General features: G+C 60.6%; 9 protein-coding genes. 7 read left to right on the top strand and 2 right to left on the bottom strand.

Annotated features, from left to right (window positions below; genetic code table 11):
* Positions 1 to 57: 57 nt before the first annotated feature.
* The 7 genes from ACR0NO_RS11835 to mdoH all read left to right on the top strand — a co-directional run bounded on the left by ACR0NO_RS11835 (position 58) and on the right by mdoH (position 9,548).
* Positions 58 to 516 carry a DUF302 domain-containing protein gene (locus ACR0NO_RS11835; protein ID WP_480724072.1) on the top strand — a complete coding sequence of 153 codons (459 nt, stop codon included), beginning with the start codon at positions 58 to 60 and terminating at the stop codon, positions 514 to 516.
* Positions 517 to 597: 81 nt separating this feature from the next.
* Entirely contained in the window at positions 598 to 2,217 is a 1,620-nt protein-coding gene (locus tag ACR0NO_RS11830; protein ID WP_480724071.1) for a thiamine pyrophosphate-binding protein, read from the top strand.
* On the top strand, positions 2,204 to 3,388 hold the full coding sequence (locus ACR0NO_RS11825; protein ID WP_480724070.1) for a CaiB/BaiF CoA transferase family protein: 1,185 nt from the start codon (positions 2,204 to 2,206) through the stop codon (positions 3,386 to 3,388). Before ACR0NO_RS11830 ends, ACR0NO_RS11825 begins: the two co-directional genes overlap by 14 nt.
* Positions 3,389 to 3,567: 179 nt before the next feature.
* A complete protein-coding gene (locus tag ACR0NO_RS11820) occupies positions 3,568 to 4,938 on the top strand; it encodes a tetratricopeptide repeat protein (RefSeq protein ID WP_480724069.1) in 1,371 nt (456 codons plus the stop codon).
* 28 nt (positions 4,939 to 4,966) lie between these two features.
* Entirely contained in the window at positions 4,967 to 6,187 is a 1,221-nt protein-coding gene (locus ACR0NO_RS11815) for an OpgC family protein (protein ID WP_475215158.1), read from the top strand.
* On the top strand, positions 6,184 to 7,683 hold the full coding sequence (locus tag ACR0NO_RS11810) for an OpgD/OpgG family glucan biosynthesis protein (RefSeq protein WP_480724068.1): 1,500 nt from the start codon (positions 6,184 to 6,186) through the stop codon (positions 7,681 to 7,683). The genes ACR0NO_RS11815 and ACR0NO_RS11810 overlap by 4 nt, the downstream gene beginning before the upstream one ends.
* Entirely contained in the window at positions 7,680 to 9,548 is a 1,869-nt protein-coding gene (gene mdoH / locus ACR0NO_RS11805) for a glucans biosynthesis glucosyltransferase MdoH (RefSeq protein ID WP_480724067.1), read from the top strand. The genes ACR0NO_RS11810 and mdoH overlap by 4 nt, the downstream gene beginning before the upstream one ends.
* Here mdoH and ACR0NO_RS11800 read toward each other — a convergent pair whose 3' ends face one another.
* Together ACR0NO_RS11800 and ACR0NO_RS11795 are read right to left on the bottom strand one after the other, a co-directional pair.
* Positions 9,549 to 10,373 carry a CE1 family esterase gene (locus tag ACR0NO_RS11800; RefSeq protein WP_480724066.1) on the bottom strand — a complete coding sequence of 275 codons (825 nt, stop codon included), beginning with the start codon at positions 10,371 to 10,373 and terminating at the stop codon, positions 9,549 to 9,551.
* Positions 10,373 to 10,843: a rhodanese-like domain-containing protein gene (locus ACR0NO_RS11795; protein WP_480724065.1), complete on the bottom strand. Its 471-nt coding sequence runs from the start codon at positions 10,841 to 10,843 to the stop codon at positions 10,373 to 10,375. Before ACR0NO_RS11795 ends, ACR0NO_RS11800 begins: the two co-directional genes overlap by 1 nt.
* Positions 10,844 to 10,944: the final 101 nt, after the last annotated feature.

The raw sequence follows: 10,944 nt of genomic DNA, 5'->3' as shown, positions 1-10,944 counted from the left end.
ATGCAGCGATGGGCGAAACCTGCTCTAGTTGGGTTCCAACAAGACGGAGACCCTTTGATGAGAGCAATCTGCGCTGCTGTCTACTTGCTGGCCTCGCCTGCTCTGGCGGATCAGGCCCTGCCGGGATGGGCCGTTCATGACACAGGGAAAACCTATGACGCGCTGGTGGCCGACACCAAGGCTGCCGTCAAGGAACACGGGCTGATCGTTGTCACTCAAGCCGGGCCGACCAAAGCGGCGGCGGCCCGTGGGATCACCATTCCGGGCAATCGCGTGATCGGCGTGTTCAACAACGACTATGCGGTGCGGGTCCTGGAAACCTCGACCGCGGCGATGATCGAGGCGCCGATTCGCCTGTATGTCACCGAAAATGACGACGGCACTGCGAGTTTGTCATACAAAACCCCCAGCTTTGTGTTTGAGCCTTACGCGGATCAAGGTGGGCAGGCCCTGTCCGATATTGCCGCAGAACTGGACCAAAAGTTTCAATCCATCGCGGAAACAGCCGTCAAATAGTCACACTGATGTGAACCCGCTTGCCTCTTGCCGGTGTGTCAGACATTTGCTGTCACATATCTTTTTCTCGGAGCATGACTGATGCAGGACCTCTCTCCCCGCGCGGCGGATCTACTGGCTCAACGATTGTATGAGGCAGGGTGCCGCCATGCGTTCGGTATGCCAGGCGGCGAGGTTCTGACGCTGGTGGACGCCCTCGAACGGGCCGGCATAACCTTTCATCTGACCAAACACGAGAACGCAGCCGGTTTCATGGCCGAAGCCGTCCATCACCGCGACGGCGCGCCCGCGATACTGGTTGCAACCCTTGGTCCCGGCGCGATGAACGGGATCAACGTGGTTGCCAACGCGCTGCAAGATCGGGTGCCCATGGTCGTGCTGACCGGTTGTGTCGACGCGGATGAGGCGCTGACCTACACGCATCAGGTCATGGACCACAGCCAAGTTTATCGCTCGATCACCAAAGGGACCTTTACCCTCACCGCCGAGGGCGCGGACATCATCGCAGACAAAGCGGTGTCGCTTGCCAACCAGCCCCGCCCCGGCCCGGTGCATATCGACGTACCGATCTCGGTCGCGGATACCCGCGTCTTATCGACGAAACGCCGCCGTCTGGCCAAAGTTGCCACCGTGGCCCCCGAAGGCGATTGCCTGTCCAAAGCCCGTCGCTGGGTCGCCGAGGCCGAGCGTCCGATTGCGATCATCGGGCTGGACGTCCTCTATGACGACTCGCGCAGCGTGGTTCAGGCGTTTCTGGAGCATTTCAGCATTCCCTTCGTCACCACGTACAAAGCGAAGGGCGTGCTGCCAGAAGATCATCCCTTGTGTCTCGGCGGTGCCGGGTTGTCCCCTCTGGCCGACAAACACCTTGTCCCGCTGGTGGAACAGGCCGATCTGGTTCTCTGCCTGGGCTATGACCCTATCGAAATGCGCCCCGGCTGGCGCGAGATCTGGGACCCTGAGGAAACGCGCGTGATCGACATTTCGGCCGTGGTCAATGATCACTACATGCATCAGGCCGGGCTGAACCTTGTCGCCGATACAGGCCAGACCCTCGAAGCCATCGCCAAAGGCAACCCCGCCCGCGCCACCTGGCCTGCCGGAGAACCCGCGAAGGTCAAAGCCGCATTGGCGGAAGCCTTCCCACAGGATGACGATTGGGGCCCGGCTGGCGTGATCGCCGAGACCCGCGCCGCCCTGCCCGCGAATACTCTGGCAACGGCGGATAGCGGCGCGCACCGCATTCTCCTAAGCCAGATGTGGGCGTGTTCGGAGCCACGCGGGCTGATCCAGTCATCGGCCCTTTGCACCATGGGCTGCGCTGTTCCGATGGCAATCGGGCTGAAACTGGCGGAGCCGAACCGCCCGGTGATCAGCTTTTCCGGCGATGCCGGGTTCCTGATGGTCGCCGGAGAGTTGTCGACTGCCGCCGAAATGGGCGGCAACCCGATCTTTCTCGTCTTTGTCGACGCCTCCCTCGCCCTGATCGAGTTGAAACAACGCCAACGGCAGATGGGTAACAACGGGGTCGATTTTGACCGCCATGACTTTGCCGCCCTGGGCCGCGCGTTCGGAGGCTATGGACACACGGTCCGCAACCGCGCAGAACTGCGTGCAGCACTTGATGAGGCGGTCAAAGCCGACCGCTTCACCGTCATCGCTGCCGAGATCGAGCGTGGAGGATATGATGGCCGAATCTAATGGGCCGCTCAAAGGCGTAAAGGTTCTGGACCTGTCGCGCATTCTGGCCGGACCGACCTGCACCCAACTTCTGGGCGATCTGGGCGCAAGTGTTATCAAGATCGAAAACCCCTCGACCGGTGGGGATGATACGCGCCAATGGGGTCCTCCGTATGTCGAGGATGAAGCGGGCAACCGTTCCGACTTGAGCGCGTATTTCATGTCGGCCAACCGGAATAAGAAATCCGTTGCCATCGACATTGCAACGCCTGAAGGACAAGCTGAGATCAAGCGGCTGGCCTCGCATGCTGATATCCTGATCGAGAATTTCAAACCCGGCGGGCTGGCGAAATACGGGCTGGATTACGACAGCTTGTCGCAGGATCTTCCCGGCCTCGTCTATTGCTCGATTTCCGGCTACGGGCAGACGGGCCCCAACTCCAGCAAACCTGGTTATGACCTGATGGCGCAAGGGTATGGTGGGATCATGTCCCTGACAGGCGACCCCGAGGGCGCGCCAATGAAGGTAGGCGTCGGCATCGCCGATGTGATGTGCGGCATGTACGCAACCGTTGGCATTCTGGCAGCGTTACGCCACCGCGACCTGACCGGTGAAGGGCAACAGATCGACCTTGCCTTGGTGGATGCCCAGATCTCATGGCTGATCAATGAAGGCACAAACTACCTGACCTCGGGCCAGGTGCCTAAACGGCGTGGCAACGGACATCCAAATATTGTCCCATATGAGGTGTATGAGACAGCAGATGGTCACGTGATTTTGGCCGTTGGAAATGACAGCCAGTTCCGCAGGTTCTGCGCGTTCATCGGTCACGCCGATCTTGCCGACGACGCACGCTTTGCAACCAACCCGGCGCGACTGCAGCACCGTGACGCACTGAACGCGATCCTGCGCCCGGCGATGAAAAAGCATCCGACGACGACTGTGATTTCCGAGCTTGAGGCCCGCAAGGTGCCCGTCGGCCCGGTGCAAACGGTGGATCAGGTGTTTGATACCGATCAGGTCGCCGCGCGGCAGATGAAGATCGCCATGCAGGCCCAACCGGGAGAGGTAAATCTGATCGGAAATCCGCTCAACCTGTCGCGCACACCTGTAACATATCGGCATGCGCCGCCGGTCTTCGGGGCCGATACTGATGATATTTTAAGCGCTGAAAACCCGTTCGAAGATTGAAACACTTGCATGTTTCGGCAGCAACTTGCTGAAACATGCCCTTGAATCGGCGGTTTTTTTCACTTTTTTCACACACGCGATTTCACCAATTCGAGAGCAGGGTCGATACTGTTACGAGGCCGTCGCAGACTCTGGTAAATCGAACAGTGTCAAATACCGCAACCAGATTGGACCCAAGTATGAAACAAGACGTTTTTGGACAGATGAACACTCTGACCCACCCGGCGGCCGTCGAGGCATGGGACGGTGTTCTGCTTGGGTTCATGGCGCATGCGGCGATTACCCCTCAGCATTTGGGCAAGGTATTGGAGCTCGAGCCCGACTTCGCTTTGGGCCACGCGGTCAAGGGCCTGTTCATGGTTCTTCTGGGCCGGCGCGAGATGCTGCCCGTAGCCGTCGACGCGCTGAGCGCCGCGACTGAGGCGATGAAACGCCAGCCCATCTCGAAGCGAGAGCAGCTATTTGTTGAGGCCCTGTCCCTCTATCTGGCGGACCTGCCCTCGCAAGCCGTGCAGAAATTCGAAGAGGTGCTGCGCGCCCATCCGACGGATTCGCTGGCGATGAAGCTCAGCCATGCGACCCGGTTTGTGCTTGGCGATGCAGAGGGCATGCGGCGTTCGATCGAACGCGTCATGCCCGCTTATGAGCCGGATCATGCGGGCCGTGGCTATCTGCTGGGCTGTCATTCCTTCGCACTAGAAGAGACCGGTTCCTACGAAAAGGCCGAGATTGCCGGTCGTCAGGCCCTGTGGATGGTTTCCGACGATGCCTGGGGTCTGCACGCGGTCGCCCATGTTCACGAGATGACGGGCAATGCGCAGCTGGGTCTGGATTGGCTGGCGGGGCGTGAGGATGCCTGGGCCCATTGCAACAACTTCCGCTATCACGTCTGGTGGCACAAGGCGCTGATGCATCTGGATCTGGGTCAGGTCGATCAGGTCATTGACCTCTATGACCAGCATATCCGCAAAGACAAGACCGACGATTATCGCGATATCTCGAACGCGACCTCGCTGCTGTCCCGGATGGAGCTTGAAGGCATTGATGTTGGCGACCGCTGGGAGGAACTGGCCGATCTTAGCGCCGCACGGACCGAAGATGGCTGCCTGATTTTTGCCGACCTGCACTATCTGCTGGCGCTGACCGGCGACAACCGCTCTGACGCTACGGCCAAGATGCTACAGCGCATCCAGAAAGACGCCCAGCGCAACCAAGGCGACACGCCGATCCGCATGTCTGACCCGGGCATTGCCGCTGCCAAAGGGCTTGAGGCCTTTGGGGACGGTCTCTACGGCGCGGCGTTTGATTTCCTCTCAACAGCCCGCTCCGGCATGCAGTTGGCCGGTGGCAGTCACGCCCAACGTGATGTATTCGAGCGCATCACAATTGATTCCGGCCTGCGCGCCGGGCGCCTGGATGCGGTCGAGCGTATTCTGGATGACCGCCGCGCCAAACGCGCCGGTGGTGAGGATAATTATGCACTCGCGCGCCGCGCCCTGATTAACGCGGCCCGCGACAACGGCGACGCCCAAAGCGTTCCGGCCGAATAACAAAAAGACCAAGAAGGACAGAAAACGTATGGCGACTGTTTCGCCCGCTTCTGATTTTGCGACTGTTGCGGCCTCGGCCGCAGCGCCTACTGCCCGTGTGCGCGACCCGCGGCTGGATTTCTATCGCGGCATCGCGATGTTCATCATCCTGATCGCCCATATCCCGAACGACCCATGGGCCAAATGGATCCCGGCCCGTTTCGGGTTTTCGGATGCGACCGAGATCTTTGTGTTCTGTTCGGGCATGGCCTCGGCCATTGCATTCGGCGGTGCCTTCCTACGCAAAGGCTGGTGGATGGGGACCGCTCGCGTGGCGTTCCGCATCTGGCAGGTCTACTGGGCGCATATCTGTCTGTTCTTCTTCGTGGCCATGAGCATGGCCGCGCTGGACAATTCCGGCCTGTTTGAAAAAAGCTATGTCTCGTCGCTGAACCTGCAGCATTTCTTCAATGACCCGCTGCCGCAAATGGTCGGGATTTTCACCCTGACCTATGTGCCCAACTACTTCGACATCCTGCCGATGTACCTGGTCGTTCTGGCGATGATGCCGCTCTACATGGCCCTCTACCGCGTCAGCTTTTGGCTGATGGCAGCTGCGTCGGTCGCGATCTGGCTTGTTGCCCAGACCGGAGTGCTGGCCCTTCCGGCTGAGCCGTGGTCGGACCGCCAATGGTTCTTCAACCCGTTCGGTTGGCAGCTGCTGTTCTTTACCGGGTTCGCCTTTATGCGCGGCTGGATTCCGGCGCCTCCGGTATCAAAAACGCTGATCTGGGCGGCCATTGCATTTCTGGTTCTGTCCGCACCCTTCGGGTCGTGGAAGGTTTTCCTGTGGGTTCAATCCGCGGCTCCCGGCCTGGCCGAACAAATCCGCGAACTGTGGCCTTTGACGAAAGAACTGCGTGGAAAAACCGAGTTCGGCCTGTTCCGCTACATCCACTTCCTGTCGCTGGCCTATCTGGGCTGGGTCGTTGCCGGTGAGCATGGTCACCGTCTGATCGCCACCGGGCACTCATTGGGCGCGCGCATCTGGCAGGTGGTTCTGAAACTGATCACCAAAGTGGGGCAGCAATCCCTTGCGGTCTTTGTTTTCTCAATGGCCGCAGCCCGCCTGATCGGGGTCGCGCTGGATCAGACCGAGCGGGATGTTGCCAGTGTCTTTGTCGCTAACATGATTGGCTTTGCCATGATCATCGGGGTGGCCTATCTGGCCGCCTGGTTCAAATCCCAACCATGGAAATCAAAGAAATGAATCTGACTCGCCGCGCATTTCTGGCCTCAACCTCTGCGCTGTTTCTGGCGCCGGCCACCTTTGCCTCGGGGTCAGAGGTTCCGTTCGACCGCAACGACGTGGTCGAACTGGCCCGAGAACTGGCCAGCCGCCCCTTTGCCGAGCGCGAGATGGTGCCGCAGGAATGGCAGGACCTGACTTATACGCAATACCGTTCGATCCGGTTCCGGCTGGACCGCGCCCTGTGGTACGAGACAGAGACGCCCTTCAACGTCGATTTCTTCACCCCCGGCCTGTATTTCCCGCGCACGGTTAAGGTCACGACTGTCGAGAACGGGATGGCCAAGCCGGTCGCTTTCGACCTTGAGATGTTCGACAAGGCCGAAGAGGTTCCGACCCTTCCAATCGACGAAACGCTTGGGTTCTCAGGACTGCGCCTGCGCACGGAAATGCACCGCCCCGGCAAAACCGATGAGTTCTGCGTCTGGCAGGGTGCCAGCTATTTCCGCGCCATTGGTCTGCACGAGGTCTACGGCCTGTCCGCGCGCGGTCTGGCCTTGAAAACCGGCGACCCGGATGGCGAGGAGTTCCCCGAGTTCATCCGCTTCTGGCTGGAACGTCCCGAACCCGGTCAGCGCAATATGGTTGTTCACGCCCTGATGGACAGCCCTAGCGTGACCGGTGCATACCGCTTTAACGTCACCGCTGGCGCCGATTGCATTATGGATATCGAGGCCACCCTCTTCCCCCGTGAAGAGCTGCCACATGTGGGTATCGCGCCCGGCACCTCGATGTTCCTGTTCGATCAGACCAATCACAGCCGGTTTGACGATTTCCGCCCCGCCGTCCATGACAGCGACGGGCTGCTGATCCGCAACGGCGCGGGTGAGGTGATCTGGCGTCCGCTGGCAAACCCGACCCGTTTGCAAATCTCGTCTTTCGTGGACATGAACCCTCAGGGTTTTGGCCTGATGCAGCGCAAGCGCGAATTCTCGGACTATGCAGATCTTGAGGCGAACTATCACAAGCGCCCCAGCCTGTGGGTCGAGCCCGGCTCCGATTGGGGCAAGGGCACGGTGACGCTGGTCGAGATCCCCGCCGATCAGGAGATCTATGACAATATCGTCGCCTACTGGCGCCCCGCCGAACCCTATGCCGCCGGTAGCCAGGTAGACCTGAGCTACCGCCTGATCTGGGGCGAGGAACCTCAGCGCACGCCGATGCCGCGGGTCATCAACACGGCGATGGGTGAGAACACCTTTGGCGAAGGCCGTCTGGCCGTGATCGACTTTGAGCCCAGCCCTCTGTTCGACGATCTGGACGCGGTCAGTATTTTCGCCAATTCCCCCCACGCGGAAACTTCGGACGGTGTGTTGCAGCGTAACCCGGATACCGGCGGTCTGCGTCTGGCGTTCTCGTTCCAGCCTGGGGACCGCGACCATGTCGAGCTGCGCGCACAGCTTCTGGTCGGCAAGCAACCTGCCTCCGAAGTCTGGCTGTACCGTTGGACCGCATGAGCCGCGACCTGCATATCATGCCACCCGAGGCCCCGCTGGCAATGCCCGCGCAAGATTTCCGCAGCGGTTTCCGTGATGCGCAAGTCCCTGCGGGTGCCCGCCCATCGGCCGGATTCTGGCGCGCGCTGGCCTTTTCGCCCGCAATGGCAGCCACGCTGGGTTTGCTGTGGGTCATGAGCGACTGGTTCGGGTCCGAAGGCATCAATCTTGTCGAAGCCATCCTGCTGGCGTTGATTTCGTTCAACTTCTTCTGGATCTCCTTCACGGTCTGCACCGTGTTGCTGGGCATGATCTCTTTGTCCCGGCAAGAGCGCCCCGTCCGGCAAGAGCGCGCGCAACCGCTGCGCGTTGCCCTGCTGATGCCGACCTACAATGAGGTGCCGTGGTTCGTACTGGGCAATGCCCGCACCATGCTGGAAGAACTGCGCGCCCGAGGTGGACAGCATGAATACGCGATGTTCATCCTCTCTGACACCCGCGATGCGGACATCGCCGCGCAAGAACAAGCCAGTATCGAGGCGCTACGCACCACGCTGGCCCCCGACTTGAAGCTCTACTACCGTCGTCGCGAACAGAATACTGACCGCAAGGTTGGCAATATCGCCGATTGGGTCAGCGTCTGGGGCGGGGATTGGGACGCCATGCTGGTGCTGGATGCCGACAGCCTGATGACGGGTCGCGCGATTGCTCGGCTGACGGATTCTCTGGCGCGTGATCCCGGCGCGGGCTTGATTCAAAGCTACCCGCAACTCATTGGCGCACAGTCGGTCTTTGCCCGGATGCAGCAATTCGCCAATGGCGTCTACGGCATCGCTTTCGCCGAAGGTCTGGCCCGCTGGTGTGGGCAAGAAGGCAACTATTGGGGTCACAACGCCATCATCCGCACAAAGGCCTTTGCAACCTGTGCCGGACTACCCAAGCTCCGAGCGTTAAACGGGCAGGAAAAGCTGATCATGAGCCACGACTTTGTCGAGGCAGGTCTGCTGCGCCGAGCTGGCTGGGCCGTGCGGTTCCTACCGCGCATTCGCGGCTCTTACGAAGAAACACCACCCACTCTTATCGACCACGCCATGCGGGACCGCCGCTGGTGTCAGGGGAACCTGCAACATCTGAAACTGCTGGGCTCGCGCGGGTTCCGGTCAGTCTCGCGGTTTCATATGTTCCACGGGGCGGTCGGCTATTTGATGTCGCCGCTGTGGTTTGCGCTGTTGCTGATGTGGGCGCTGATTGGTCAGGGTGAGGACGCCTCGGTCCTGCATTATTTCAGCCCCGACAACCCTCTGTTCCCGCAATGGCCAGAAATGTCTGAGACACGCCATGTGCTGATCATTCTCGTCATGTATGCGATGCTGCTGGCCCCCAAGGTTCTGGGCGTAGCCGCCCTGCCCCTCAGTGGAGTGCGCTATTCCGATTTCGGCGGCTGGCGGCGGTTCTTCACCTCGTTCCTGTTCGAGGTCATCCTGTCGATCCTCTACGCGCCGATCCTGATGGTGCAGCAAATGATCGCCGTGTTCCGTACCGCTTTGGGCATCCAGAAGGGCTGGTCCCCTCAGGCGCGTGACGGGGGTAGCTATTCGTTGAGTACGCTGATCCTGTGCCACGCGCTGGAAACCATCAGCGGCATAGCACTTAGCGTTGGTATTCTGGCCGGGCTGGTCTCGGTCTGGCTGGCCCCAATTGCGATCAGCCTTGCACTGGCGATCCCGCTGTCGGCGCTCAGCGGTGTATCGGCTGGTACCGCCCGCCGTATGGTCGGCATGCGTGAGGATTTTGCTGAGCCCGCCATCACCCGCTCGGCCCGTCGTCATCGCAATGAGTTGAAGCGCCTGATCGAGGGCAAGGGCAGCATGACCCCGGCGGAATAATCAACCGCCGGGCAATCCTTCGTACCAATCCAGCATCATATCCGCCCACCCGGTGGGCACCGTATGACCGCCGGGGAACAGCGCGAACTCCAGCGCGCTGCCCTCGGCACATCCCATCCAGTTGCGCCGCATGAACTGGCCCGTGGTCGAGAACCCGCTGGGCTTGGTATCAACACAGCCATTTGCCTCGCGCCAGATCTCAAGCCCGGCAAAGATATCGCCTTGATGGAAACGGCCACCGCCCAGCAAACGCCCCTCGAGCGGAACGACATTGTCGATCCAGCCATGGGTGTGAAACATGCGGATCGGTCCGGCGCAGGATTCGGGATGCGGACGCCAGAAGCCACCTGAGACGGGGACATAGGCCGAGAAGGTCTCAGGCGCATCGCAGGCGAGGTAATTTACCATGAAGCCGCCGGCGGAAAACCCACCTAGAACAACGCGTTCACCGTCAATGCCAAACCGCTCAGCGGCGTCATCCACCGCTTCCCTGAGAAAGGCCGTTTCGTCACGCTCGCCAAAGCCGGGATAGAAGTTCCAGCTTTGAATGCCGCCCCGGTCCGGACGCTCCAACCCCTCCGGCGCCATCACCGCATAGCCGCGCGCCAGCAGAGGCTCGACCATGCTGCGATTGTTCATCGTTCCTGAGCCGCTGCCTCCGTAGCCATGCAGAAACACGACCAGTGGCGGGTTTTCGGCTTCGGGCAGCTCGATGTGATACGCGCCCGAGGCGATCTCGCAGGTACCTTCATCCGGGCCACAATCGGCCAAGGTTGGTTGCGCCGCTGCGGCCAAACAGAAAGATAGCCAGTATTTGTATTTCATCACGCTCCCTCGACAAAGGTCTCAACCGGCAGACCGGCCCGCACCCAGCCTGGTCCGGCGGCCGAGCCCAACATACCCTCAGGCACGTCAATGATATTGGTAAACCCGGCTGCAGTCAGTTGATTGCTCAACCGTGCCGAACGGACCCCACGCGCGCAGATCAGAGCCACAGGGGTGGACTTGTCACCGCCAGCCATTTGCACAAGGGCCGGAATAAAATCCTCGCGCCGCATGTCCAGAGGCTGCGCCCCCTGTCCGACGCCTGTGGCCCTCCATTCCCGAGGTGTGCGGATGTCCACCAGCAACACATCTCCGGCGACGGCTTTCTGATGCGCCTGCGTCACTTCCAGTTGGCCGCCCGTGTAGTCCTGCGGGATCAAACGGTACTCACGAATGGCAAATCCTGCGGCAATTGCGCTTGCCCCGCCCATCAAAACCCACCGTCGCGTTCGGCTTTTCCCGTCTGCCATATGGCGTTCTCCTGCACTCATGGCTTGGTTCTATCACAAGGGTTGCAACCGCGCGCCGGGGAATTCCGGTAGCGGGATCAAGTTCGCGTCATTATCACGCA

The sequence above is a fragment of the Ruegeria sp. CL3 genome, assembly GCF_056536505.1.
This window is presented reverse-complemented; position numbering and strand designations above follow the sequence as displayed.

What these genes read in the sequence shown, in the direction of transcription:
- ACR0NO_RS11800 (WP_480724066.1), bottom strand. Translation starts at nt 10,373, where the DNA reads ATGAAATACAAATACTGGCTATCTTTCTGTTTGGCCGCAGCGGCGCAA.
- ACR0NO_RS11825 (WP_480724070.1), top strand. Translation starts at nt 2,204, where the DNA reads ATGGCCGAATCTAATGGGCCGCTCAAAGGCGTAAAGGTTCTGGACCTG.
- ACR0NO_RS11810 (WP_480724068.1), top strand. Translation starts at nt 6,184, where the DNA reads ATGAATCTGACTCGCCGCGCATTTCTGGCCTCAACCTCTGCGCTGTTT.
- ACR0NO_RS11830 (WP_480724071.1), top strand. Translation starts at nt 598, where the DNA reads ATGCAGGACCTCTCTCCCCGCGCGGCGGATCTACTGGCTCAACGATTG.
- ACR0NO_RS11835 (WP_480724072.1), top strand. Translation starts at nt 58, where the DNA reads ATGAGAGCAATCTGCGCTGCTGTCTACTTGCTGGCCTCGCCTGCTCTG.
- ACR0NO_RS11795 (WP_480724065.1), bottom strand. Translation starts at nt 10,843, where the DNA reads ATGGCAGACGGGAAAAGCCGAACGCGACGGTGGGTTTTGATGGGCGGG.
- ACR0NO_RS11820 (WP_480724069.1), top strand. Translation starts at nt 3,568, where the DNA reads ATGAAACAAGACGTTTTTGGACAGATGAACACTCTGACCCACCCGGCG.
- ACR0NO_RS11815 (WP_475215158.1), top strand. Translation starts at nt 4,967, where the DNA reads ATGGCGACTGTTTCGCCCGCTTCTGATTTTGCGACTGTTGCGGCCTCG.
- mdoH (WP_480724067.1), top strand. Translation starts at nt 7,680, where the DNA reads ATGAGCCGCGACCTGCATATCATGCCACCCGAGGCCCCGCTGGCAATG.